Source organism: Actinomycetes bacterium, assembly GCA_036000965.1.
In the GTDB taxonomy this organism is placed as follows: Bacteria; Actinomycetota; CALGFH01; order CALGFH01; family CALGFH01; genus DASYUT01.
This window is the reverse complement of the sequence record DASYUT010000303.1, coordinates 42,758-66,277: the sequence shown is the minus strand read 5'-3', so window position 1 is coordinate 66,277 and position 23,520 is coordinate 42,758. Positions and strand designations below refer to the sequence as shown.

At 70.1% G+C, this 23,520-nt stretch carries 27 protein-coding genes and 1 pseudogene; 11 read left to right on the top strand and 17 right to left on the bottom strand.

Annotated elements, in window-relative coordinates; all coding sequences use genetic code 11:
* Positions 1-237: 237 nt before the first annotated feature.
* Positions 238-609, bottom strand: coding sequence for a glyoxalase superfamily protein (locus tag VG276_27145; protein HEV8652965.1), 372 nt, complete (start codon positions 607-609; stop codon positions 238-240).
* A gap of 279 nt (positions 610-888) precedes the next feature.
* On the opposite strand from VG276_27145, the gene VG276_27140 reads away from it, so the two are divergent.
* The 6 genes from VG276_27140 (at position 889) to VG276_27115 (ending at position 8,017) form a co-directional block, all read left to right on the top strand.
* Positions 889-1,902, top strand: a complete 1,014-nt coding sequence (locus VG276_27140) for a LacI family DNA-binding transcriptional regulator (protein ID HEV8652964.1) — start codon at positions 889-891, stop codon at positions 1,900-1,902.
* 131 nt (positions 1,903-2,033) lie between these two features.
* Complete coding sequence (locus VG276_27135; GenBank protein HEV8652963.1) at positions 2,034-3,317, top strand: ABC transporter substrate-binding protein; 1,284 nt, start codon at positions 2,034-2,036, stop codon at positions 3,315-3,317.
* Between the two features lie 89 nt (positions 3,318-3,406).
* Positions 3,407-4,294: a sugar ABC transporter permease gene (locus tag VG276_27130; GenBank protein HEV8652962.1), complete on the top strand. Its 888-nt coding sequence runs from the start codon at positions 3,407-3,409 to the stop codon at positions 4,292-4,294.
* Positions 4,291-5,175, top strand: a complete 885-nt coding sequence (locus tag VG276_27125) for a carbohydrate ABC transporter permease (protein HEV8652961.1) — start codon at positions 4,291-4,293, stop codon at positions 5,173-5,175. Before VG276_27130 ends, VG276_27125 begins: the two co-directional genes overlap by 4 nt.
* Before the next feature lie 375 nt (positions 5,176-5,550).
* Entirely contained in the window at positions 5,551-6,045 is a 495-nt protein-coding gene (locus VG276_27120; protein ID HEV8652960.1) for a hypothetical protein, read from the top strand.
* A 214-nt stretch (positions 6,046-6,259) separates the two neighbouring features.
* Entirely contained in the window at positions 6,260-8,017 is a 1,758-nt protein-coding gene (locus VG276_27115; GenBank protein HEV8652959.1) for a sialidase family protein, read from the top strand.
* Here the strand turns inward: VG276_27115 and VG276_27110 are convergent.
* Positions 8,007-9,341: an LCP family protein gene (locus tag VG276_27110; GenBank protein ID HEV8652958.1), complete on the bottom strand. Its 1,335-nt coding sequence runs from the start codon at positions 9,339-9,341 to the stop codon at positions 8,007-8,009. The genes VG276_27115 and VG276_27110 overlap by 11 nt on opposite strands.
* Positions 9,342-9,685: 344 nt before the next feature.
* On the bottom strand, positions 9,686-10,636 hold the full coding sequence (locus VG276_27105; protein HEV8652957.1) for a sugar-binding domain-containing protein: 951 nt from the start codon (positions 10,634-10,636) through the stop codon (positions 9,686-9,688).
* A gap of 399 nt (positions 10,637-11,035) precedes the next feature.
* Between VG276_27105 and VG276_27100 the strand changes: the two genes are divergently transcribed.
* A complete protein-coding gene (locus tag VG276_27100) occupies positions 11,036-12,022 on the top strand; it encodes a LysR family transcriptional regulator (GenBank protein HEV8652956.1) in 987 nt (328 codons plus the stop codon).
* 186 nt (positions 12,023-12,208) lie between these two features.
* Here VG276_27100 and VG276_27095 read toward each other — a convergent pair whose 3' ends face one another.
* The 8 genes and pseudogenes from VG276_27095 to VG276_27060 all read right to left on the bottom strand — a co-directional run bounded on the left by VG276_27095 (position 12,209) and on the right by VG276_27060 (position 17,443).
* Positions 12,209-13,126: an RNA polymerase sigma-70 factor gene (locus VG276_27095; protein HEV8652955.1), complete on the bottom strand. Its 918-nt coding sequence runs from the start codon at positions 13,124-13,126 to the stop codon at positions 12,209-12,211.
* 3 nt (positions 13,127-13,129) lie between these two features.
* Complete coding sequence (locus VG276_27090; GenBank protein ID HEV8652954.1) at positions 13,130-14,077, bottom strand: NAD(P)-dependent oxidoreductase; 948 nt, start codon at positions 14,075-14,077, stop codon at positions 13,130-13,132.
* A gap of 166 nt (positions 14,078-14,243) precedes the next feature.
* Positions 14,244-14,633 (bottom strand): CBS domain-containing protein, encoded by a 390-nt coding sequence (locus VG276_27085; GenBank protein HEV8652953.1) that lies wholly within the window; start codon positions 14,631-14,633, stop codon positions 14,244-14,246.
* Positions 14,634-14,667: 34 nt separating this feature from the next.
* Positions 14,668-14,910, bottom strand: coding sequence for a hypothetical protein (locus VG276_27080; protein HEV8652952.1), 243 nt, complete (start codon positions 14,908-14,910; stop codon positions 14,668-14,670).
* Positions 14,911-14,991: 81 nt separating this feature from the next.
* Positions 14,992-15,129: pseudogene (locus tag VG276_27075) on the bottom strand (SPFH/Band 7/PHB domain protein).
* Between the two features lie 142 nt (positions 15,130-15,271).
* Positions 15,272-16,210, bottom strand: a complete 939-nt coding sequence (locus VG276_27070) for an RNA polymerase subunit sigma-70 (GenBank protein HEV8652951.1) — start codon at positions 16,208-16,210, stop codon at positions 15,272-15,274.
* Positions 16,207-16,629, bottom strand: a complete 423-nt coding sequence (locus VG276_27065) for a VOC family protein (GenBank protein HEV8652950.1) — start codon at positions 16,627-16,629, stop codon at positions 16,207-16,209. The genes VG276_27070 and VG276_27065 overlap by 4 nt, the downstream gene beginning before the upstream one ends.
* Before the next feature lie 28 nt (positions 16,630-16,657).
* Entirely contained in the window at positions 16,658-17,443 is a 786-nt protein-coding gene (locus VG276_27060; GenBank protein HEV8652949.1) for an SDR family oxidoreductase, read from the bottom strand.
* Between the two features lie 55 nt (positions 17,444-17,498).
* Here VG276_27060 and VG276_27055 point away from each other — a divergent pair, with 55 nt between their 5' ends.
* From VG276_27055 to VG276_27040, 4 genes are read left to right on the top strand one after another with little or no spacing between them, the layout of a single operon-like run.
* A complete protein-coding gene (locus VG276_27055) occupies positions 17,499-17,798 on the top strand; it encodes an AAA family ATPase (GenBank protein HEV8652948.1) in 300 nt (99 codons plus the stop codon).
* Between the two features lie 13 nt (positions 17,799-17,811).
* The gene (locus tag VG276_27050) at positions 17,812-18,897 is read left to right on the top strand and encodes a lysylphosphatidylglycerol synthase transmembrane domain-containing protein (GenBank protein HEV8652947.1); all 1,086 of its coding nucleotides are present in this window, start codon (positions 17,812-17,814) and stop codon (positions 18,895-18,897) included.
* Positions 18,894-19,112 (top strand): hypothetical protein, encoded by a 219-nt coding sequence (locus VG276_27045; protein HEV8652946.1) that lies wholly within the window; start codon positions 18,894-18,896, stop codon positions 19,110-19,112. Before VG276_27050 ends, VG276_27045 begins: the two co-directional genes overlap by 4 nt.
* Positions 19,113-19,144: 32 nt before the next feature.
* A complete protein-coding gene (locus tag VG276_27040) occupies positions 19,145-19,354 on the top strand; it encodes a cold-shock protein (protein ID HEV8652945.1) in 210 nt (69 codons plus the stop codon).
* Positions 19,355-19,491: 137 nt separating this feature from the next.
* Here the strand turns inward: VG276_27040 and VG276_27035 are convergent, their stop codons facing one another.
* The 6 genes from VG276_27035 to VG276_27010 form a co-directional block, all read right to left on the bottom strand.
* Positions 19,492-20,202, bottom strand: coding sequence for a hemolysin III family protein (locus VG276_27035; GenBank protein HEV8652944.1), 711 nt, complete (start codon positions 20,200-20,202; stop codon positions 19,492-19,494).
* Between the two features lie 334 nt (positions 20,203-20,536).
* The gene (locus VG276_27030; GenBank protein HEV8652943.1) at positions 20,537-20,764 is read right to left on the bottom strand and encodes an alpha/beta hydrolase; all 228 of its coding nucleotides are present in this window, start codon (positions 20,762-20,764) and stop codon (positions 20,537-20,539) included.
* 142 nt (positions 20,765-20,906) lie between these two features.
* The gene (locus VG276_27025) at positions 20,907-21,383 is read right to left on the bottom strand and encodes a nuclear transport factor 2 family protein (protein ID HEV8652942.1); all 477 of its coding nucleotides are present in this window, start codon (positions 21,381-21,383) and stop codon (positions 20,907-20,909) included.
* A gap of 174 nt (positions 21,384-21,557) precedes the next feature.
* Positions 21,558-22,010 carry a hypothetical protein gene (locus tag VG276_27020; protein HEV8652941.1) on the bottom strand — a complete coding sequence of 151 codons (453 nt, stop codon included), beginning with the start codon at positions 22,008-22,010 and terminating at the stop codon, positions 21,558-21,560.
* Positions 21,992-22,303: a TetR/AcrR family transcriptional regulator C-terminal domain-containing protein gene (locus tag VG276_27015; protein HEV8652940.1), complete on the bottom strand. Its 312-nt coding sequence runs from the start codon at positions 22,301-22,303 to the stop codon at positions 21,992-21,994. Before VG276_27015 ends, VG276_27020 begins: the two co-directional genes overlap by 19 nt.
* Positions 22,304-22,606: 303 nt before the next feature.
* Entirely contained in the window at positions 22,607-23,512 is a 906-nt protein-coding gene (locus VG276_27010; protein ID HEV8652939.1) for a LysR family transcriptional regulator, read from the bottom strand.
* Positions 23,513-23,520 lie beyond the last annotated feature (8 nt).

Genomic DNA, 23,520 nt, shown 5'->3' with positions numbered 1-23,520 from the left:
CACGCCCGCCTGCCAGATCTGGATCGCGACCAGGCTGAGCGGGTGGTTGCCAAGGCGCACGGCGTGTGTCCCTATTCGAACGCGGTCCGCGGCAATGTCGAGGTCACGGTCGTCGTCGACCCGGCTCCCGACGTCATCTAGCCCACCACATAGAGCCCTTGGCACCCAGCCCGGTCCGGGTGGGTTCGTCCGGCGGATCCCTGTGGCGTGGTGTCCCTCAGCCGGAGCCTTCGCCAGCTAGTCGCGAGCAGGCAGCTGCTGCACGGCCCAGCCGTTGCCGTCCGGGTCCCTGAAGAACACGAACGAGCCCCAGTCGAACTCCTGGACCTCGCTGACCTCCACCCCCCCCTCGACGAGTTCCGCACGCGCGGCGTTTATGTCTGAGACGACCAGCTGCATGCCCTGGACAGAGCCCGGCGGCGTGTCCACGATCCCGGTCCCCAGGGCGATCGAGCAGGCCGACCCGGGAGGCGTCAGCTGAACGAAGCGAATCTCATCGCTGACCCTGTGGTCATAGTCTGCGTTGAAGCCGACCTTCTCGGTGTAGAAGACCTTCGCGCGGTCCACGTCCGAGACGGGAATCGCCACCAGTTCAAGCTTCCAATCCATGGTGCGTCTTCCTTTGGTGTGGTCGGTAGGGGGTGGCGGCCGGCGAAAGACTGCCAGTGGCGAGCACACTATCCGAAGTCACGGTCAATGCGATTCGCCCAGAGGGCATCCGGAAGCCGGGAGGAGACTCCCACGCATTGACAGCCGCCCCGACCCCATGGCTGTATGACAACTGAGACGACAACGTTGTCGGTAGAGGTTGGACGAGCACAGCGCTCCCATGCGGATGTCGTCCGGCCGCGACCCGTACGCGTCGATCAGCCCTCCAACCGGGGTTCCATGCCAGTTCCCAAGGCCCGACTGTCGAGACCAACCATGCGGGACGTGGCCAAGGAGGCGCAGGTGAGCCTCAAGACCGTCTCCCGGGTCGTCAACGACGAGGACGGCGTGCGGCCCGAGACCGCGGCCAGGGTGGCGAAGGCAATCACCGCGCTGGGCTTCCGCCGCAACGACATGGCCCGCGTGCTGCGCCAGGGGCAATCGTCCCGCACCATCGGCCTGGTGATCGAGGATGTGGCCAATCCCTTCTACTCGGCCCTTACCCGTGCGGTGGAGGAGGTGGCTCGCAAGCGCGGCTACCTGGTCATCGCGGGCAGCTCCGACGAGGACCCGGCGGGGGAGCGGGAGTTGCTCCGCCTGCTGTGCGAGCGGCGGGTGGACGGGCTGCTGGTGGTGCCCGCCGGCAGCGACCACCGGTTCCTGGTGCCGGAGCTGCGGATGGGTACGGCGGCGGTGTTCATGGACCGGCCGGCCGTCAACCTCGACGTCGACGCCATCCTCATCGACAACGTGGGTGGTGCCCGCAGGGCGGTCGAGCATCTGCTCGCGCATGGGCACCGGCGCATCGGCATGGTCGGTGACGTGTGGACGATCTTCACCGCTGTCGAGCGGCGGCAGGGCTACGTCGAGGCGCTGGCGGCCGCCGGGGTTGGGGTCGATGAGGCGCTGCTGCGACTCGGGTCGCACGACGTGGTCGCCGCGGAGGCGGCCACCAGGGCGCTGCTGGCGCTGTCTGACCCGCCCACCGCGATCTTCGCCGGCAACAACCGCATCACCGTCGGTGCACTGCGGGCGATCAGGGCGGTGGGCGCGCGCACCGCCGTGGTCGGGTTCGACGACTTCGAGCTGGCCGACCTGCTGTCGATCACCGTGATGGCTCACAGCCCGGCCGAGATGGGCCGGCAGGCCGCCGAGCTGCTGTGCAGGCGCCTCGAGGGCGATCGGTCGCCGCCGCAGCGCGTCGTGCTGCCGGTCGAGCTGGTCCGACGGGGCTCCGGGGAGGTGCCGCCGTGATCCTCCCTTGACACTGCGGGGTCGCCCCCATTGAATGACGGCACCGCAGATGACAACGTTATCGGTGAGGTGGCACAACGCGCGTACGGGTTAGGTGGGGACCACGAAGTCTTGATCCGAAGGGAGGGACCATGCGGCTGAAGCGGAGAGGGGCTGCCTCCGTGGCGTTGCTGGCCGTCGTCTGCCTCGCGCTCGCGGGCTGCGGCGGCGACAAGAAGGCGACGACCGCGGGTGGAGCCAGCAAGGTCGAGGTGTTCTCGTGGTGGACCGGCGGCGGCGAGGGAAAGGGCCTTGAGGCCATGATCGCCGACTTCAAGAAGAAGAACTCCCAGATCGAGTTCGTGAACGCCGCCGTCGCCGGCGGCTCCGGGACCAACGCCAAGGCGGTGCTGGCCAGCCGGCTGCAGGCCAACCAGCCGCCGGACTCCTTCCAGGGCCACGCCGGCGCCGAGCTGCTGGACTACATCAAGGCCGGCCAGCTCGAGTCGGTCAACTTCCTCTATGACGAGCAGAAGCTGCGTGACGTGTTCCCTCAGCAGCTCGTCGACCAGATCACCTTCGAGGGACAGATCTATTCGGTGCCGGTGAACATCCACCGGTCCAACATCCTCTGGTACAGCCCTGCGGTGCTGAAGGAGGCTGGCATCTCCAAGCCGCCAGCGACCATCGAGGAGTTCATCGCCGACCTCAAGACGGTCAAGGACAAGACCAACAAGATCCCGATCTCGCTTGGCGCCCAGTGGACCGCCGACCACCTGCTGGAGAGCGTGCTGCTCGGCCGCCTCGGCCTGGACGCCTACAACGCGCTGTGGAAGTCGGGCGCCGACTGGAGCTCCCCGAAGGTCACCCAGGCGCTGCAGGACTTCGCCACGATCCTCTCGTACGCCAACGCCGAGGCGGCCTCCACGGACTGGCAGCTCGCGGCGAAGAACGTCGTGGACGGCAAGGCGGCGTTCAATGTCATGGGCGACTGGGCCGCCGGGTACTTCAAGGAGCTCGGCAAGACGCCCAAGACGGACTTCGACTGGGCTGCCGCGCCCGGCACCGACGGTGTGTACATGTGGCTGTCCGACAGTTTCACGCTGCCCAAGAACGCCCCGCACCGTGACGCCGCGGTCGCCTGGTTGAAGGAGGCCGCGAGCAAGGAGGGGCAGGACCTGTTCAACCCGCAGAAGGGCTCGATCCCCGCCCGCACCGATGCCGACACGTCGCTGTACAAGGACTACCTGGCGTGGGCGCTCGAGCAGTGGAGGAACAGCAAGCTCGCCGGGTCGATGTGGCACGGTGTCACCGCGAACAACGCATGGCACACCGACATCGACACCGCGGTCGGCCTGTTCCTGAAGAACAAGAACACCGCCAACTTCCAGAAGGCGCTGGTGGACGCCGCGACGAAGGGGATTTCCGCGTCGTGAGCGATCCTCTGGTCTGAGGATCGACCTCGGTGGGGCCGCCGGCCTGTTTGGGCCGGCGGCCTGCGGCCATGGTCGAGGAAGGAAGACGCGTGCGCCGCGCACGGACCTGGCTTCCGGGCCTGATCCTGTTGTCGCCGTCGATCGTCGCGATCGGCGTCTTCGTCTACGGGCTCATCGGCTGGAACGTCAAGGTCGCCCTGAGCAGTTGGCACACGGTGATCTCCCCGCAGCGATTCGTCGGCTTGGAGAACCTCACCGGGCTGTGGGGTGAGGAGCGGTGGAACGGCGCCGTCCAGCACGCAGTCCTCTTCACGGCCGTGTTCGTCGGCGGCGCCATGCTGCTCGGCTGGATCCTCGCGTTGCTGCTCGACAAGGGGCTCCGGGGCGAGGGCGGGTTCCGAGCGGTCTACCTCTTCCCGATGGCGGTGTCCTTCATCGCCACCGGTATCGTGTGGCGCTGGCTCATGAACCCCGCGCCCGGGGAGCGGGCGTCCGGACTGAACCTGCTTTTCGACCATGTCGGGCTTGGCTTCCTGTCCAACGACTGGTGGCAGAACCCGACCTGGGGCATGGGCGCGATGGCGATCCCGGCGATCTGGCAGATGTCCGGGTACGTGATGGCACTCGTCCTCGCCGGCCTGCGCGGCGTGCCGGAGGAGCTGCGCGAGGCCGCGCGGGTCGACGGCGCCTCGGAGTGGCAGGTCTACCGCAAGGTCGTCATCCCCCAGCTGCGGCCGGTCACGCTCGCCGCCCTCATCATCCTCGGCCACATCTCTCTCAAGGTCTTCGACCTGATCGTCGCGGTGTCCGGCAAGCAGATCATCACCGACGTGCCGGCGGTCTACATGTGGCAGATGGTGTTCGATGCCCACGACTTCGCCAAGGGCGCGGCGATCGCGACGTACATGCTGCTCGCCGTGGCCGTGTTCATCGTGCCCTACCTGGTCTACAGCGTCCGCACGGAGCGGCGCTCATGACGACGGTCACCCAGGCGCCGTCGCCGACCGTGCTCGAGCGGCCAGCGCGGCCGGGCGCGCGGGCGCGCCGAGCCGCCCCCCAGGCCGCCAAGCTCGGGCTGCTGCTGGTGTTCGTCGTGCTTTTCCTGATTCCGATCTACGTGCTGGTCGTCACGAGCTTCAAGCCGCTCTCGGAGGCCGACCCCAGCCGTGCCTGGAGCCTGCCGACGGCGTGGACCGGCGAGGGCTGGAGGGCTGCCTGGACCGCCCTGGCGCCGGCGCTGTGGAACAGCGTCAAGCTCGCCGTGCCCGGCGCCATCATCTCGTCCGTGCTCGGCTCGATGAACGGTTTCGTGCTGTCGAAGTGGCGCTTCCCCGGCGCAGACGTCGTCTACATGCTGTTCCTGTTCGGCATGTTCATCCCCTACCAGGCGGTGATGATCCCGCTGGTGCAGCTCATGACGAGGGCGCACCTGATCGGCGGGATCCCAGGCCTCATGCTCGCTCACGTCGTGTACGGCATCCCGATCTGCACGCTGATCTTCCGCAACTACTACGCCTCGATCCCGAACGAGCTGACCGAGGCCGCCCGTGTCGACGGTGCCGGGCTGCTGCGCACCTACCGGTCGGTGATCCTCCCCAACTCGGCGCCCGCGTTCGCGGTGACGCTGATCTGGCAGTTCACTTCGATGTGGAACGACTTCCTGTTCGCGGTGTTCCTGACCGGGCCGTCGAGCTGGCCGACCACGGTGCGGCTCAACAACATCGCGGGGTCCATGGTGGTTCCGTACAGCCAGCAGATGGCCGCGGCGCTGCTCGCCTCGATCCCGACCCTCCTCGTGTATCTCCTGCTCGGCCGGTTCTTCATGCGTGGTCTCATGGCCGGAGCACTCAAGGGCTGACCTCGCTTGGACCCCGCGAGCTGACCGGTCCAAGGGCCGCCACGACCGGGCTCGGGTGGCCATGCGGCATGGCAGCCAGCAGAGCATGGTCACCCTGGGCGGCCGGCGGGTGCCGGTCCGCCGGCCAGGGTCGCCTTGGTCGGTGAGGACGCCCACGAGTTGCCGCTGGAGTCCTACCAGGTGCTTGCCGCCACTGACCTGCTGGCCGAGGGCATCGTGGCCAGGATGCTGGCGGGGGAGTCCACCCGTGGCTGCCCGATCGCGGCTCGCCGTGCCGGCCCGATTGGCGGGAATCACCGACGGTGGACGCAGGTTCAACTGCTGTACGGCCACGTCCGACCTCAAACCTCAAGCAGGCTCGAAGGAGGCGCACGCGTGAGACGACTGCTCGTCCTCGCCACCGCGTCGCTCGCCATCGCCCTCGTCGCCGCCGGTTGCGGCGGCAAGAACAGCAGCCCGAGCAAGAGCGCACCGGCCAGTTCGTCGGGGACGGCGGCGGGCGGGGCGACGGTCGCCGTCAAGAGCTCAAAGCTCGGGACCATCCTCGTCGATGGCAGCGGTCGCACGCTGTACCTGTTCGAGAAGGACAAGGGCACCACGTCCTCGTGCTACGGCGCCTGCGCCAGCGCCTGGCCCCCGTACACCACCAGCGGGGGGCCGCAGGCCGGCAGCGGCGCGTCCGCTGCCCTGCTTGCGACCACGACCCGCACCGACGGCAAGACCGAGGTCACCTACCACAGCCACCCGCTGTACTACTACGCGGCTGACAGCAAGGCTGGCGACACCAACGGCCAGGGCGTGAAGGCGTTTGGTGCCGAGTGGTACGTGTTGTCTGCGGCCGGCGACAAGGTGGAGAAGGAGGGCTCATAGCCACCCAGAGCTCACAACGGCGAACAGCCGCTTTTCACGCTTTCCACTTGATCTCACCGGGCAGGACATCCTGACGTTCTAGCGCAACGAGCGCGGTCGCATGGTCGAGGCTCGGTTGGGACATCCGGGCGTGGGGCGCGATCGCCAGAGCTGTGCGGCCGGCGCTCGCGGCGCTCGCGGGCGATCGACCCCAGCGACGCACAGGGAGGATCGCGTGCAACCCAAACGGATCTCCGTGGTCTTTGCGGCGGCTGTTGCGGTCGTCGCGCTCGTCCTATCGGCGACGCCCGCCGCGGCCCAGGGAGACACCCTGGTCTCAGTGGGTAGCCCGCCATCGCCGTTCGCGCAGAACAAGCAGAATGAGCCGTCGGTGGCGATCGACGCATCGAACCCGCTGGTGGTGGCGGCCGGCGCCAACGACGAGATCGACATCGAGGCCTGCAACGCCGGCGATCCGACCAGCTGCCCCTTTACCGCGGGGGTGGGGACCTCTGGCGTGTACTTCTCGTTCGACGGCGGCCACAGCTGGGCCCAGCCGACCTACACCGGCTGGTCCGCCCGGCACTGCCTCGGGCCGGCGGCGTGCGTGCCCAAGGTTGGCCCCATCGGCACCCTCCCGCAGTACTTCGAGAGCGGCCTGGTGTCTGACGGCGACCCGTCGCTGTCGTTTGGGCCACGCCTCGGGAGGCCGGGCGACCCTGCTCCGGGGAGGTTCTCCTGGGCCAACGGGTCGCGCCTGTACTACGCCAACCTGAGCGCGAACTTCAGCGCGGCCCACTCCGAGCAGACCTTCAAGGGGTTCGAGGCCATCGCCGTCTCCCGCACCGATGACCCGCGGGCCGCAGCGGCCGGGAACGCCGACGCCTGGCTGGCGCCGGTGATCGCCTCCAAGCAGAACGCCGCGCTGTTCTCCGACCACGAGCAGATCTGGGCCGACAATGCGGCCTCCAGCCCGTTCTTCGGCAACACCTACGTCTGCGTGGCGGCCTTCCGCGGCCAGGAGCGGAGTGCCAACGCCCTCCCGGTCGCCATCGAGGTGGCACGTTCCACCGACGGCGGTGACAGCTGGACCTCGCGGCAGCTGACCCAGGCCGCCAACAACATCACCGGCAACGGTCGCCAGGACTGCTGGCTGCGGACCGACAGCCACGGCGTGCTGTATGTGTTCTGGCAGGGAGGGCTCCACTTCCGGAACGCCATCTTCATGGCCCGGTCATCTGACGGCGGCGCTACCTTCGAGCGGCCCCGGCCGATCTCGTTCTACACCCCGAGCGGCCTGCCCGACCCGGTGAGCGGCGACCTCGTCTTCGACGGGGTGGCCGGCAACCGCAACGGCACCTTCCCCACCGCCGACGTCGCCAACGGCGCGCCCACCGGAGCCGGCGCCAGCAACGAGGTTGTGGTGACGTGGACGGACGGGCCGACCCACACCGACACCAGCCCCGGTCCCAACGAGCAGCTGGTGGTGGCCTACTCGACGAATGGCGGCGACACCTTCAACTTCACCAGGGACGCCGCCGCGGCAACCGACCGGCCCGACTATCCCGCGATCGCGATCTCCCCGACCGGCCACGACGTGTGGGTCGGCTACAACGCGTTCCTCCAGCCATGGCAGACCACCACGGCCACTCCACGGCGCATGCAGGGCGTGGTCCGGCGCGCCACGGTCGGGGCTGGTGGCACGCCGACCGGATGGTCGGATGCCCACCGCGGCCCTGTCGGTGACGCCCGAGGTTCCAGCGCCAACGCCCTGAACGGGGAGTTCCTCGGCGACTACAACACCACGGCGGCAGCAGGCGGCTTCGCCGTGGCGGTGTACGTCGACGTGCGCAACGCCGCCGACTGCCCCGCGGTGGACGCCTACCGTCAGGCGCTGGCCGACGGCAGCCCCATCGCCAAGCCCGCCCCCAACTCCGTCTGCCCGCCGACGTTCGGCAACTCCGACATCTTCGGCGGTCACTTCACCAGCTGAGCGACTCGCTCGAGGAGGGTGAGGTAGAGCGCGCCGAGGGGGCGCCCGCCGGGGCGGGGGGCTGGTAGGCCGACCCCACGATGAGCACCAGCTGGCCGGGCGGCCCGCCAGGGACCAACCGCACCTGGGGGTCGAGCAAGAAGCGCAAGAGCTGCGCCTGCGTGGCCAGGGCCGGTGGGTAGGCGAGCGTCGAGCGGGTGCCCCTCGGGGCCGGGGCGTCGCCGGTACCGACCACGGTAAGCCCGTCGGCCCGCACGGCGGCGGCCGCCCACCTGGCAGCGCCGGCCCGCCCTCCGCCGTTCAGGACCTGGACCGGTGCGCCCTCGAGGCCGGCGCCGCCGCTGGGCAGGCCCACGGGCGGGAGCACCGGGGCGTCCCGCGCGATCGCCGTCATGAGGATCGCGGCCTCCGGTCGCGCCACCACGTAGTCCGGGCAGCCGGTGCAGGCCGGGCCGGGATCGGAGCTCGGGTAGACGCGCAGGTCGACACTCGAGGCCGACATGCTGCCCACCCTGCGCGCCAGCGCGAGCGCCCCGCCGGTCGTGAGCGTGCTGTCGGAGTGCACGTGCGGGCCCATCGCGTTGGCGATGGATAGCATCTTGGGGAGGTTGACGAGGTTGCCGGCCGAGGTGAGCTTGCCCATCACCGCGCGGATGAACGCCTGCTGCCGACCGATGCGGCCGAAGTCGGAGTCCACGTGCCTGGCCCGGACGTAGGCGAGGGCGTGGATGCCGTCCATCAATTGGCAGGAGTGGGCGGCCATGTGCAGGTTGGCGAAGCTGTCGTCCCAGCGCCTGCCGGTCGGGTTGCACAGTCGCACCCCACCGAGCGCGTCGACCACCTTGAGGAAGCCGGCGAAGTCAAGCTCCACGTAGTGGTTGATCGGCACCCCGGTCACCTGCTGCACCGTCTTGACGGCAAGGCTCGGCCCGCCGAGGGCGTAGGCGGCGTTGAGCTTGTTGGTCTGGCCGTCGATGCGCACCCGCAGGTCGCGCGGGATCGACACCATGACCGCCCTGCGCCTGGCCGGGCTGAGGTGGACGAGGATGATCGTGTCGGTGCGCTGCCCGGCGGCGACGGTCGTCTGGATGCGGCCGAGCTGGCCTGGTGAGAGCCCTTCGCGGGAGTCCGATCCGACGAGCAGGATGTTCGTCGGACCGCCAGGCACGGCCGCGGCGAGGTTGGCGACCCGGTGGCGACCCTCCCGCAATAGGCGGCCGGCGTAGTGGTAGCTCCCGTACAGGGTCACGGCCGCCGCCGCGACCAGGACGGCGACGGCGACGGCGGCGGCGCGCCAGGCCCAGCCGCTCACCCCCGTGCGCACATCGGCTCCCCTCCTGCCGGCATCGGATCGGTGGCGGACGGCCCGGAAGGGCGCCAGCCGGTGCGGGTGGTGCCGTCGCAGGGCACAGGGGCAGCGACCCCTCCGCGAGCAGTGGCGGCACCCGAAGAGTTGTACGCCCGGCCAGATGAGACCCGCATGAGAGCCGGCGCCGCCCGTTTCTCACACGGTGACCAGACCGGGCCAGCCGGTCAGCTGCCGCCTCGGCTCGCAGGATGCCGGCATGACCGCGGTGCTCGCCCAGGGCGGCGACGTCGTCCCCCATCCCAGGCACCAAGCGCCGCCGCTACCTGGGGAGAACGTCGCCGCCCTCGACTCCTCGAGCGCTAGGCGAGGAAGGCCGCTACGGCTCGGGCCGTGACCGCGTCGGTGACCAGGGTGTTGATGAGTCCGGCTCGGGCTGCCCCCACGATGGCCTTTGCCTTGTCGGCGCCGACGGCGATCCCGAGGACGTGCGGGACGCGTCGGAGCCGGTCTGCCTTGATCGCGAGCAGCCGCGGCTCATCGGGGTAGTGGATCAGTGTCCCGTCCTCGGTGAAGAATCGACCGACCACGTCGCCTGTCGCGTGCGCGATCGCAGGATCGCCGTCAGAAAAGCCGGCGGCGATGAGGCTAGGATCGGGCTTCGGATAGGCTCCGATCCCCACGAGCGCGGCGGTGGCCCTGTCCCACAGGCCCAGGGTCGAATGGATGCCTTCCTCATGGACCAGGGACCGCTTGAGCGACGCTGAGACGAAGGCCGGAGCATGCAGGTAGCGAGGGGTGCCCTCGAGGGCGGCTGCCCACTGCCGGGTGATCTCGTTCGGCTGGAACCACGGTCGGTCCTCGTTGCTCCCGCCCAGCGCTGGAGCAACGATGACCCCCGGCTGCGGGGTCAACCCGTACCGCGCGAGGCTGTGGATGGCGCGGCCCCATCCCACCACGATCACGTCGCCGGCCTGCAGGGTGATGCCCGCGAGCGCGTCATTGAGCCGACCGGCCAGCACCGGTGCAGGATCGGCGGGGTCGGCCAGCCCGGCGGCGACATGGATCCCTCGAAGCTTCAATTTCTCTTCGAGGTCCTTGGCGAGGCTGGGGTCGGCGGTGGGAGGCACGATCTCGATTCGGACGATCCCGAGTTGCCGAGCGCGGGCGAGTAGCCGGCTCACGGTCGGTCGACTGACGCCGAGATGCCGGGCGATCTGCTCCTGGGAGCGCTGTGCCTGGTAGTACATGATCGCCGCAGTGACCAGGGGTTCGTCCTCGTCCGGCTCGTAGGTGTTGAAGGGTCTTCTCAAGGGGTTCCTCGCTCTCCAGGACTTCTGACCCTTGTACGCATCCGTCGACGCACGTCACGATACCCGTCGCCGTGCGCGTGCACAACTGCCCTGAGCAGATGTTGCACATTCGTTCTTGACAATCGTTCACACCTTGGGTATGGTGTGAGGCGTCCGGTCAGCATCCAGGCGATCGGGTCGTTCTAAGGAGCCAGTTCCGCACAGCGCGAAGGGTAGGTGCCTGGCAGGTGCGTCCGTGAGCGCTCAGGACGTGACCGGCCGGGCCACCAGTGGAAGCGGAACCGCCCGACCAGCGTGTCCACAGCAGCTTCCATCTCCGCCCCGGCGCGGCGGCCACTGCCTCATTTTGCCCACCGGCGTATGTCGACGTAAGAACGAGCGAAGGGACGAGTGGCTGGTATGGAGTTCCGGCAACTACGCTACTTCATCGCCGTCGCCGAAGAGCTGCACTTCGGCCGCGCGGCCGAGCGCCTCCAGATAACCCGGCCCCCGCTCAGCCAACAGATCCTGGCCCTTGAGCGAGAGCTCGGAGTCGAGTTGTTTGTGCGTGGCCGACGCATCGAGCTCACCGAGGCGGGTCGCGTCCTCCTCGAGCAGGGTCGTTGTGCCGATGAGGCTGTCGCCCAGGCCGCGCAGGCCGCGCGAGAGGCCGGTGAGGGAACGACGCGGCTGCGGATCGGCTATCCCGCAGCCGTCGCATCGCAGTACGCGCCCACAGCGGTTCGGACGTTCCGCGAGCGGTTCCCCTCCGTTGCCCTGGAGACGGTCGTGGGGCACACGGGTGCACACCTCATGGCGCTGAAGGCCAAGCAGGTCGACGTCGCCTTCGTCCGTCTCGCGTGCCCCGACGGAGAGGCCATCAGCTTCCGGCCGCTGCACCGCGAGCGCGTCTTCGTGGCCATGCCCGAGGGTCATCCACTGGCGAGGCTGCGGGCCGTCCGGGCCGAGCACATCGCGCACGAGCCGGTCGTGCTCTTCCCGCGTGCCCTCGACCCGCCGCTCCACGACCATCTCGTGAACGAGGTGTGCGATCGCTCGGGGGTCTTGCTGTCAGTCGCGCTTGAAGCCACGACGCTCGAGAGCAGCCTCGGCGCGGTCGCGGCCGGGCTCGGGCTCACGTTCACGGCAGAATCGGCGGTGGGCCTCTTCAAGGTCCGGGGCGTCGCGTTCCGGCCATTGATGACGACAGCACCGGCCCTCCAGGTCGGCGTGACATGGCGGCGGGACGCGGCGTCAAGAGCTGTGAGACAGTTTCTCGCCGTCATCGACGAGCTCGCCAGAGGCGCCAGACTGGCCACACGCGATGATACGGCCTACCGCCACAACGGCCACGACCCAGACAAGTTGGTGCAGGCGGTCAGGGACGGTGAGCGGATTGAGAGCTGAGCCCGGGAGGAGCTGCTCGCGGCCGACGGGGTGCGTCTCCGCCAGAAGGCCGCCAACCGGGACGAGGCGGTGCAGCTCGGCTGCATGCCCATTGGCAGGGCCGACCGCCGCCGGGCTCGCCGCGCAGGCCGGAGGGGTGGGCGGCGAGCCGCGTGCCGGAGGGGTGGGCGGCGAGCCGCGTGTTGGTTAGGTGGCGGGGCGGTGCAGCAGCGCGCCTAGATCGGCGAGCGGCCCGAGGTGCCGCAGCTTGTCAGGGTTGACGACGGAGGTCACCGCCTGGACCTGCCCGTCCGCGACATCGAGCGCCAGCACGCCGATCAGCCTGCCCTCGGGGTCGAGCACCATCGCGCCGGGCTGGCCGTTGACCTCGACCCGGCGCAAGGAGAAGCCGCCGAAGCGCGCCGCGGCACGCACCCACGTGAGCAGGGTCCGGGCGACCCGGGCCCGGCCATGCAGCGCGCGGGCGATCGCCGGCACCCTGCCGCCGCCGTCGCCGTGGAGCACGACGTCGCGGGCGAGCAGCCCCTCGAGCGCCTCGAGATCGCCCTCCTCGGCCGCCGCAAAGAAGCTCTGCGCCAGCTGCTCGCGTCGCTCGCGCGACGCCTCGAAGCGTGGCCTGCGCTCCTCCACGTGCTTGCGGGCCCGCGCTACCAGCTGGCGGGTGTTGTCCTCGCTCTTGCCGACGATCCCGGCGATCTCGTCGTAGGGGTAGTCGAAGACCTCGCGCAGCAGGAACGCCGCACGCTGTTCCGGCGACAGGCTCTCGAGCAGCACGAGGAAGGCAAGCGACAGCGAGTCTGCCACCTCCGCGTGGCGGGCCGGGTCCTCGTCGGCGCTCGCGACGAGCGGCTCGGGCAGCCACTCGCCGACGTAGCTCTCGCGTCGGGCGCGCGCGGAGCGAAGCTGGTCGATGCAGAGCCGCGTGACCACGGTCGAGAGGTAGGCGCGCGGCGACTCGATCCGCTCCCCTTCCTGCAGCGTGCGGTGCAGGCGGAGGAACGCCTCCTGCACGACGTCCTCCGCCTCGCTCATGCTGCCGAGCATCCGGTAGGCGACCGCGAACGCCCCCGGCCGGAACTCCTCGAAGAGCTGCGCCACCGACATCGCTTAGCCGAGGCCCTTCGCGAAGCCCAGCCGCCAGCTCGGATAGCGCGGCTGCCAGCCGAGCTCGCGCTTCGCCTTGGCGTTGGATGCTCCCCGCACCTCGGTCATCATGACGGTCGCCGCCTCACCGGCCGCGAGCCGCCCGAGCCACCGCGGGAAGCGCCTCGGCGGCTTGGCGCCCAGCGCGCTCGCCAGCGCCGGAAGCCATTCGCGCACGGGCGCGGGCTCGTCGTCCACGACCTGGTAGATCCCGCCCGGGCCGTGCTCGACGGCCGCGACGGTCGCCGCGGCGGCGTCCTCGATGTGGACGAACGACCATACGCCGCCACCACCCCCGACCAGCGGGAACTGTCGCTTGCGGACTGGCTTGGCCAGCGCCGCTTCGGGATCCAGGCTCATCCCGGTCCCTGGGCCGTAGAAGCCGCCGTAGCGGAGCACGAGGCCCTCGGCCCACTCGACTCCGGTCACCGCCTGCTCGAGATGGCGGATCGCCGCGAGCGTGGAGCGCAGCGCCTCGGGTGGGTTGGGATCCAGTGGATCGGTCTCGCTCTTCACCGGCCCGCCGGTGCGCGCGAACGGCCAGCCCGCGTAGCTCTGTGCCACGAAGCGGCGCGCTCCCACCGCGTGGCCGGCGGCGAGCAGGTGGTCGGTGCCCTCGGTGCGCAGGCGGTTGGTCATGGCGAAGAAGCGCTCGACGTGCCGCATGTCCAGCGCTCCGGACAGCGCCGTGAGCTGGTGCACGATCACCTCGGGCTCGGCCTCGGCCACAGCCCGGGCCACCGAGTCTGGGTCGAGTGCGTCGGCCACCACCGGCCGTGCTCCCAGCGCCCGCAGCGTGTCCCGCTTGGACGCCGTCCTGGTCATGCCCACGACCTCGTGGCCGTTCGCGACGAGCTGAGGGACGAGCTGTGTGCCAAGCGCACCCGTGGCGCCGGCGACGAACACCTTCATGGCATCTCCTTCTTCGTCTCGGTCAACCCAGAGACGAGATGCCACCGGCGCCTGTGACACATCCTGATCAGGCTACCGCAGCGGCCGTGCTCGTAACAGGGATCGGCGGGGCCGAACGGCTGGCCGTCGCGCACCCGCTCCTACGGCCGGCGCCTGCCTACAGGATCTACTCGGCGTTCGAGCGACGGCGGATCCCCGAGGACAGGATGTCGCGGATGCTGACCACACCCTTGAGTTCGCGGCCCTCCACGACGGGGAGGTGGCGAAACCCGCCGGTCAGCATCACCTCGGCGGCCTCCCCGGTTGTCATGTCGGGGGTGGCCGTCACTGGATCCCTCGTCATCCACTCCGAAACAGGCGACTTGGTGAGGTCCGAGCCCGAGGCGGCCGCCCGCAGCACATCCCGCTCGGTCAGGATGCCGGCCAGCCAGGAGCCCTCCATGACGACCGCCGAGCCCACCCGAGCCTTCACCATCATGCTGGTGACCTCCGCGACTGCCCGCTCGGCCGAGGTGGTGAGGACCTCGGTCGTCATGATGTCCCGCAGCTGGATCACCGTCGCCCCTCCCTCCTCATTCCGGACTCTCCGCCTAACCGCTGCCGCCAACCTCGTCAGGATCAGGGTCATTTGCCGAGCCAGCCGGGTTCATGAGCTCCTCGTTCAGCAGCCGCCACAGCGAGCCCGCCCACGAGCTGATGCCCGGCCACGTCCTCCAGAAGACCTGCATGCTCGTCTCGTCGAGCTGGCGGTAGGCGTCGTGGGGGGTCACGGCGTCGGCAACCTCCTCGAACTTGGAGATCGCGTCCAGGAAGCGGTCAGAGATGTCATCCACTGGCGCTCCTTCCATCATGCGGCCTTTACCGCGAGCGTGGAGGGCGGCCTGCTTTCACCGCTTCGACGCCTGCCCGGTCTTCGCCTTCCTGCTCGACGCCGCCGAGCGGACCTGTGACTGACGGACGCCTTCGGCGGTGAGGCTTGCGGCCCGCTTGTCTCGGTCAGCACGCATCTGCTTCTCCCTGGCCTGCGTGATCGGCGCGGGCGGGTCGATCGCGTTGAAGCATTCGGGCATGACCTTGTCGGATGGGCCGAGTTCCGTCAAATGGGTTCAAGAGCGGTCGGTTGCAGGCGCCGCGGATCGAGGTCCAACCACGAAGCTGACCGAGGCTGGTGGGAAGTGTCGCGCAGTTTCGTCCTCAGAGTGTCGGCGGTAGGTCGAATGCCGGGAACAGCCCGGCGCCGAACGTCGTGATCTCCGCGATGACTCCGTCCTCGACGCGCAGCACGTCGAACTTGAACGCGCGGAACTCGCTGTCGCCCGGCCTCCGGAGGTAGCTCGCCGCCGTCGGCATCCGGTTGGCCATCGTCGGGACGAGCCGCCAGTCGCCGTCCCGCTCCTCGCCGAAGGCCCGCTCGAGGAGCGGCGCGACCATCTCGAGTCCGTCGTAGAGGAACGGGTTCGGCGGCATCGTGACCCTGAGGTCCTCCGACGCGATCGCGGCGGCGGCCGCGGCGTCGCACCGCTCGTGTGCGTCGATGAACCGCTCCAGCAGCACGCGCTCCTCCGCGCTCGGCTCCGAGGCCGACCACTCGAGGCGGTGCGAGGGCAGGTGTTCCTGCATCCTCGCGCGTGCGCGTTGCAGCGCGCTGTTGGCCGCCGCCACGCTGGTATCGAGGAGCGACGCGGTCTCGCTGGCCGGCCACCCCAGCACGTCGCGCAGGATCAGTGCCGCTCGCTGCCGCGGCGGAAGGACCTGCAACGCAGCCAGGGACGCCAGCTCGATCGTCTCCTGCGAGACGACGACGGCGTCCGGCTGCTCGTCGGTGGGCGCGATCTCGTCCAGCAACCGGTCCGGGTACGGCTGGAGCCACGGGATCTCCGCGAACGAGCGCAGCTCCCTCACGCGTCGCGATCTGCTCCGGATCATGTCCAGGCACACGTTGGTCGCGATGCGGTAGAGCCAGGCGCGGAAGAACATGCCGCCCTCGAAGCTCGCGCGGTTGCGCCACGCGCGCAGGAGCGTCTCCTGCACGGCGTCCTCCGCCTCGTCGAACGAGGCGAGCATCCGGTAGCAGTGGACGTGCAGCTCGCGGCGGTGACGCTCGGCGAGGGCGGCGAAGTCCTTCTCCGTCATGCCCCGCGCTCGTTTCGTCCGCGCTCCTGCAGGACCCAGCTGTTGCCGTCGGGGTCGCTGAAGTCGGCGAACGAGCCGTAGTCGCGGCGCTCGGGATCCGGGCCCGACGCCCACCTGCCCGACTCGAGATGCCGGACCTCGCCGACGTCCACCCCGCGTTCGAGGAGGTCGGCGCGCGCGGCCTCGATGTCGGAGACGACAAGGTGCGTGCCCCGGACGGAGCCCGGCGCTGCGTCGGTGATCCCCGTCCCGATGGTGATCGAGCACGCCGAACCCGGCGGCGTCATCTGCACGACGCGAAAACCCGTCGCCGGTGCGGTGTCGACGTCCAGGTTGAAGGCGACCTTCTCGACGTAGAAGGTCTTGGCGCGGTCCACGTCCGAGACGGGGATCAGCACGAGTTCGAGCTTCAGATCCACGATGCAGCCTCCCTGGTGTCGTCGCTTGTTACTTGAGGACGAGCCCACCGGTCACGTTCACCATCGTCCCGGTGATGCCCGCGGCCCGGTCGGACGCGAGGAACACCGCCGTCTCTGCAACGTCGGCCAGCCTGGGGGCCCGGCGCAGCGCGGCCATCCCCGCGATCATCTCCTCCACCGTCTGCGCGGTCGGAGCGCCATCTCCGCCAACCGCCGCGATCTTCTCGTCCGACAAGGTCTCGGCGACGCCCGCGGTCCAGATGCCGCAGACGCGCACGCCGTTGGGTCCGACCTCGGCCGCCAGGTAGCGCATGAACGCCTCGGTCGCCGCGTCGGCCGGTCCGGTGCTGCCCATGCCGGGCATCGCCCCGGCCCCCGACGCGCTGTTCAGGTGAAGGATCACGCCGGACCCCTGCTCGATCATGCGCCGCCCCGCGGCGCGGGCGGTGACGAAGTTGCTCTGGAGGCCGGTGACCACGGCACGCAGGAGATCGTCCGTCGTCATCTCGACCAGCGGGGTGCCCTGGACGTCCCCGCGGCTGATGAGGTTGAACGACACGTCGACGCTGCCGGCTTTCGACACCACGTCCCGGACGTGGGTGTCCACGGCCTGTTCGTCCAGGGCGTCGAGCACGGCCACGTCGGCGGACCCGCCGGACACCGTGATGTCCTCGGCCACGGCCTCGAGCGTGCCGCGCGTGCGTCCAGCGAGGAAGACCCGGGCCCCCTCCCGGGCGAACGCTCGGGCGACGCCGCCGCCGATCCCGCCGCCGCCGTAGATGATCGCGCTCTTGCCCTGCAGGAGCTCTGTCATGTCCGCCTCCTTGCTTCGTGGGTCGCCGCTTCGTGGGTCGCCGAGGTTCTACGAGATGAAACGTCGGCTCCCACGAAAACTCATCGGTGCTGCGATCACAAACCTGCCTCGTCGAATCGGCGATGTCACCGGTCTTCACCTCCGGGTTACCATCAACGGCATGCTCCACGGCCGCCGCGCGGAGTGCGCGGTCATCGACCGGCTCTTGGCCGATGCGGGCAGCTCGCGAAGCGGCGCCCTCGTCCTTCGAGGCGAGGCTGGTGTCGGCAAGTCGGCGCTGCTCGCCGACGCCCTGCGCGCCGCCCTCCGGCACGACTCCGGCACCCGGCTCGAGCTCGATGTGACCGCTAGATGAGGAGGTAGTTCCGATGGTCGACCAGATACCAACAGCACCCGCACCAGCGCGCTCGTCCCAGACCCGCCGGATCGTCCAGGTTGCGCTGTCGCTGGTGCTGATCGTGGCGATCTTCTACTTCCTGCTCCGCGGCATCGACCTCGGCCAGGTGTGGGCGGCGATCCGGGCCCTGACCTGGCTGGAGCTGGCCATCCTGCTCGCGATCGCCGCCTGGAACCTGTGCACCTATGCGTTTGTGTGGATGTCGGTGACCCCGGGGCTGTCGTTTGGGCGCGCGATGGTGATGACCCAGTCGACCACCGCGGTGGCCAACACCGTGCCGGCCGGGTCGGCGATCGGCATCGGGATGACCTACACGATGCTGGGGTCGTGGGGCTACTCCCGGTCGCGGACCACCACGGCGGTACTGGTCTCGGGGGTGTGGAACAGCTTCATCAAGCTCGGCCTACCGGTGCTCGCCCTGGCCCTGGTCGCGCTGCAGGGCAACGCCGGCGGCGGCCGGACCACGGCCGCCCTGGCCGGGATCGCGGGCTTGGTCGCGGCAGTCGTGGTATTCGCGCTCATGCTGCGCAGCGAGCAGATGGCGGAGCGATTCGGGCTGCTGGCCGGCCGGGTCGCCTCCCGGCTGCTGCGGCTGGTCGGTCGGCCGCCGGTGGCTGGCTGGGAGCTGGCCACCGTGAAGTTCCGCGCCCGCACCATCGACCTGGTCGAGCGCCGCTGGGTCGCGATCACGGCGGCCTCGCTGGTCAGCCACCTGTCGCTGTACCTGGTGCTGCTGGCCGCCCTGCGCGATGTTGGGGTGAGCAACGCCGAGGTCGGCTGGGCCGAGGTCCTGGCCGTGTTCGCGTTCGCTCGGCTGGCCACCGCGATCCCGCTCACCCCCGGCGGCGCTGGGTTGGTCGAGGCAGTGCTGATCGGCGGGCTGGTGGCCGCCGGCGGCGCCAAGCCGCAGGTGGTTGCCGCCGTGCTGGTGTACCGCGCGCTCACCTGGCTGCTGCCGATCCCACTGGGCGTCGGCACCTACCTGTGGTGGCGGCGGCAGTCGTTCGTGGCGCCGAGCAAGGAGGCGCCGACCGCGGTGGGCATGGAGGCGTCATGAGCGCCATCTCGCGCCGGGAACGAGTGGCGCCCACGCACGGCGCCGAGGCGCGTCCGGTGCGCAGCGCGGTCGAACACGTCGTGCTTGAGGCGGTCAGCCGCAGCCTGACCGTCGGTCTGGTAGCCTGGCCTGGCAGAGGTTCACGTTTCGCTTCGCAACCGCAGGTTGAGCTTGTCCCTTGCCGCAGGCACCAGGTCGTGCCGGCGTTCATCTAGACCTCCGAGACAATGGAGGGAGGGACAAGTTCATGACTGTTGGAACCGTGAAGTGGTTCAACGCCGACAAGGGCTACGGCTTCATCGCCCCTGAGTCCGGCGACGACGTCTTCGTGCATTTCAGTGCGATCCAGTCGACCGGCTACCGCTCGCTTGACGAGGGGCAGGCCGTCGAGTTCGACGTCACGCAGGGGCCGAAGGGCGCCCAGGCCGCCAACGTGCGGCTGTTGGAGCGCCAGTAGCAAAGGCCGCAACGAGCCCACCCGGCAACTCGTCGGGTGGGCTCGTTGCGGACGGTATGCGGACCTTCCGCCATCCAGGATCCTGGCAGAGCGCGGCGCCTCGGCAGGGCCACCAACCCGAGCAGGTGCTGTGGAATTCAGCCGATGGGCACGGCGAACAGGCTGATGGCCAGGAAGTGGGCGGCGACCCCAGCGATCACCAGCACGTGGAAGACCTCGTGGTAGCCGAAGACGGCCGGCACCGGGTCGGGGCGGCGCATGGCGTACACGGCCGCCCCGGCCGAGTAGACCAGCCCGCCGGCGACGATCAGCAGCCCGCCGGCCACGCCGAGCCGGGTGAACAGCTGCGGCATCGCCACGATCGCCACCCAGCCAAGCGCCAGGTACACGGCCCCCCCGAGCCATCTGGGCGCGCCAGTCCAGGCCAGCTCGAGCACGATCCCGGCCAGCGCCCCGCCCCACACGACCGCCAGCACGACGGTGGCCAGTGTGCCTTGGAGAACCAGCAGGCCAACGGGCGTGTAGGTCGCGGCGATGAGCAGGAAGATCATTGCGTGGTCCAGCCGGCGCATGCGGCGCCGGGCCGGCGCGGTCCAGGTGACCCGGTGGTACAGGGCGCTCACCCCGAACAGGGCGGACACCGAGGCGGCGTAGACGGCGGCGGCGACCGACGCCCTGCTGCCGGCGGCGAGCACGACCAGCAGCGTGCCGCTGCCGAGCGAGACGAAGAAGGCGTACTGGTGGAGCACCCCGCGCAGGCGGGGCTTGACCCGGACCTCGGGGACGGCCACGGACGGTGTCGGGACGCCGCGGGAGGTGTCGGGTCGGACCAGACGATCAGGGGGCACAGGCACTCCGCGGACTGGGAAAGCAGGCGTACTGGGCTCCACGCCGCCAACGTTCGGCCCGTGGACGCCCCTCGGTAGCGCCACCCAGGCTACCCGTGTGCGCCAACCCGGCTGTGCCGTGACGGGGTGTTGGAGGCCGTGACGGGGTGTTGGAGGCCGTGACGGGTGTTGGAGGCCAAGGACTTCACTCAGCGCTGGGCTCGGCCCTCCCACAGCGTGCTGACCGCCTTGGCGATGCGTCGCTGCCGCGTCTCGCCTGTCTTGGCTCCCTCGACCGATTGATCGGTCGTAACGGTCTTGTAGCTATTGCCGGCCAGGTTCTCGGCAGGTGCCTTTAGGCTTTGAAGAACTCGACCAACACGGGGGCGATGACTGCCGGGTCGACGTTGTGCCCCTGACCTTCCAGGGTGCGGGGTTGCGCATCCGGGAGGGCGTCCGCGAGCGCTTGCGCAGTGTCGCGCATCCACGGGAAGTCCGCCCCACCGGCGATCACGAGCGTGGGCGCCGTAACGGAGGCTGCCCGCTCGGTCGGCAATGAATAGGAATCGTCGGCACTTGCCAAGGTCGAGCACTGCCGTCGTCGCCGGCGTGGAACCGGCCCTGGGCCTGGCAGAAGGCCTCGATCAGCCGCGCGTTCGGGTGCACTCGACTCCTCCTCGGCCCGACCACCGCAGGACAACACGAAACGGACGGCAGCGGTCGGCTCACGGGTCAATGACCTGGGGCTTCGCCGCGGTGGCTTGGCGCTTGGCGTTCGCCAGGAAGCCGGCCACGGCTGCGGTGTCGAAGTAGAACATCTGCGCGCGGGCAAGCCTTCCCTCGCGGACCCGGTACAGGCCGAGCACCGGGCCGTCGAACCGCTCGCCCACGGGGCTGACCCCCCGCTGCCGCCACAGCACCACGACCTCCTGGTCGCTGGCGGCGACGATGCGCGGATCCATCCCTCGCTCGGCCGCAGTGGGCTGCAGAGGGTTCCACGTCTCGGCCCAGGTGGGCCGACCCTGCCGGGCTTCGGCCTCGCGATCACGGTAGGTCCCGCCGTAGGGGAGCGATGGCGGCCAGTGAATCTCGAATTCGGGATGGACGAGCTCGGTGAACCGTTGCGCGTCGCGTCGCTCGACCGCCCTGAAGACCTCGAGCATGACCTCCGCGTTCTCCCGCACGTTCCCTCTCGCGCTCATGCTTGGCTCCCTTGTTCTCCCGGGCCCTCTCATGGCTGCCTTTCGGGGTGGCGAGGCTGGTGGCGGGATCCGCTTACGAATGGACGGTGTGCGAGCCAGCCCGACGACCTGGTGGCCGGCAGGGTGCGCACCAGCGGCACGCCGAGCGTGCCGCTGGCCCCGCGACCAGGACCCTCATGGCCGGGGCATCTCCCCGGCCGGCGCCTGGGTGCGTGAGCGCCGCGTGCCGGCCAGCACCGCCAGGGGCAGCGTAATGGCCAGCGCGAAGGTGGCCACGGTGGCGACGTCGTCGGCCAACGGGAAGGCGTCCAAGGTGGTCAGGTGGTATGCGAAGTGGGGGACCTGGAAGACCAGCCAGGTCCCGATGGCCGCTTGTGTCAGGCGGCGCTCGGGGACCGCGGCAGCCCACACCAGCAGCACCGCGACCGCCAGCAGCCCGACCCCGGCGTCGCGCACCAGGTGCTCGTCATAGGGACCGAGCGTCGACACCCAGGCGCGGCCGTCGCCGGGGAACTGGTCGTACCAGGATCTCGGGTCGAGCAGGGCCCACAGCCCGGCCGCGGCCTGCAAGAGCCCGGGCAGCAGCAGACAGAGCCGCTGCCAGCCGGTCAGCCGGTCATGCTCCATCGTGGTTCCTTTCCTTGGAGGGTGCCAGCAGGGCGAGCGAGATGGCACCGGGCCGAGGAGGACGCATTGAAGTGGTTGGCGGCGATGAGCGGGTCATCCAGGCGCAAGCGTCCTCGCTCGGCGAGCTGCTGGAACCAGGATGCCAGCGCGGCGACGGTACGTTCGGGGCCGCGCTCGTAGTAGGTGCGCCCCAGCTCGGGAAAACGGCCGGCTTCCCCGATGACGAGTCGTCGCAGTTGCAGCACCTGCGGTTGCATGACGGTGGTGATGAGCCGGCGGGCGAGCTCACCCAGACCCTTCTCCAGGTCGTCGGTGTCCTGGAGGGTGAGGATCCCAGCGAGGATTGGGTACGTCGAGTACGATCGACGCTCCCAGGGAGCGTTCTCTCTTGTCTACATGCGAAAGCACCTTGGATGAGAGTGCGGGGAACGCGGGTGCTCGCCATCTGCGGGTTGTACCTGGGCGACGCCGAGGACGCCGAGCGCACGCGGGTTGCAGTCGCAGACCGTTACGGCGCCTCCCGTGCGGCTTGTCTTCCGTTGTTCGGGGCGACGCCTCCGACAAACAAACCGGTCATCCGGACTACCTGACCGGCCCTAGCGTCTCACCAAGGCCGCGCTGGCTGCTTGGAGGGCGGCGAGGGTGGCGGCGACGGCGGGGGGCTGCTGGGGGGCGGCCGGGGCGACGACCAGGATCTGCCGCTCGGGGGCGCTGGCCAGGGGCGTGGCCACCACCCCGGGGAGCTGCACGGTGCCGAGGACCAGCTCGGGCAGCAGCGCGACGCCAAGGCCGACCGCGACCAGGCGCTGGACGGCGACGTAGTCGTCGGTGGCGAAGGCGATCTCGGGGGTGAAGCCGGCCGCCGCGCACGCCCGGAGCAGGTGGTCGCGGCAGCGTTCGCAGCCGGCGATCCAGGTCTCCTCGGCGAGCTGGTCCAGGCCCAGGACGCCGGCGTGGGCGAGGGGGTGGCCGGCCGGCAGCACGGCGAGCAGCCGGTCGGCCAGCAGCGGCACCTTGGTGAAGTCCGCGCCCTCGTCGCTGGCCACCCCCGCGTACTCGAAGGTCAGGGCCAGGTCGCAGTCGCCGCGCCGGAGCAGGGCCAGCGAGGTGGGCGGCTCGGCCTCGACCAGCGAGACCCCGACCAGGGGGTGGCTGGCCCGCAGGCGGGCCAGCGCGGCCGGGACCAGGGTGGCGCTGCCCGACGGGAACGAGGCCAGCCGCGCCCGGCCGGCCCGCAGCCCGGCGATGGCGGCGACCTCCTCCTCGGCGGCGGCCAGCCGGGCCGAGACGGCGTCGACGTGGGCGGCGAGCGCCTGGCCGGCCTCGGTCAGCCGGATGCCACGGCCGGCCCTTGCCACCAGCGGCGTGCCGACCTCCCGTTCCAGGCGCCGGATGTGGTGGGTGATGGCCGGTTGGGTGTAGCCGAGCTGGCGGGCGGCCGCCGACAGCGAGCCGTGGCGGGCCACGGCCCGCAGCACCAGCAGCCGTCGCAGGTCCAGCATGGCACCCA